The organism is Faecalimonas sp. LCP19S3_D12 (assembly GCF_052121495.1).
Taxonomy (GTDB): Bacteria; Bacillota; Clostridia; order Lachnospirales; family Lachnospiraceae; genus Faecalimonas.
On the sequence record NZ_JBQKED010000115.1, the window covers coordinates 1 to 1,009 of the forward strand.

A 1,009-nucleotide genomic window follows, 5' to 3' on the forward strand; every position below is an offset into this window, starting at 1 on the left:
ACTCCGGTAAATACGATGTTTGCTTTTCGAGATCGCACGATAAAGTTTTTCGTCTGTTTTTCGATGTCTGGCATATAAGCCACCATATCGAATCATTTTGAAGTGCTTCTCAGGGATATGACGAATTAATCGTTTGATAAAATCAATTGCCGGGAGAGTTTCTACAATATATTTATTATCTTCATGCCGATTGTAATGGAAGGTAACAGTATCACCATCATAGCTGTCTATTCTGGATGTAGCAATTACAGGGCGACCAAGATAACGCCCAATGTATTTGATGACTGTTTTGGAATCAGAAAGATTCGGTTTGGCATAGACATAGAAGCCCTGCTTATGGTCGTTGTAACATTTGGACTTGATTTTTTTAAAAGAAGGTCCAATTTTAGAATGCATTTCATTCAGGAGTGCAGTGCGGAACGCATTGCGAAGGTAAGAATAATTAAAGTGACTGACATGACGCCAGAAGCCATCATCACTAAACCCACCTTCTGAAAGAAGGCAATGGATATGAGGATTCCATTTGAGGTCTCTGCCAAAGGTATGTAAAACCATGATAAAGCCAGGAGTGAAGTTTTTGGATTTATTAAGTTTGAAAAACATACGGGAAATGACGCTGTTAACTGCATGAAAAAGACAGTTAAGAAGGGAGCGGTCATGGAGGAAAAAATCACGGAGATTTTCATCAATGGTAAAAACACAGTGGCGATGAGCAACATTGACCAGTTTAAAAGACATATTGGTAGTGCGTTCCATGGCATATTTGTTACCACAAGTGGGACAAAAGCGGCTGTGACAACGGAAAGGGACAAATTTAAAATTGCCACAATGGGTGCAGACATACATAGCTCCGCCAAAGGAAGGATCGCCACAGCCCAACATCTTATCGATATTTTCCATCTCAGTCTTTCTGGGATGAAGGGTATATTTTATTTCTTCATAATAGTCGGTAAAGATTCTTTGTAAGATATTCATAAGTCTATTATGCAGGAAAAAGGAAGAAAAAGAA

Annotated in this window: 1 protein-coding gene; it reads right to left on the minus strand. The window is 38.9% G+C overall.

What is annotated here, in order from left to right:
* A partial coding sequence (locus ACTQXY_RS15485; RefSeq protein ID WP_441660211.1) for an IS91 family transposase occupies positions 1-975 on the minus strand: 975 nt, incomplete at its 3' end.
* Positions 976-1,009 lie beyond the last annotated feature (34 nt).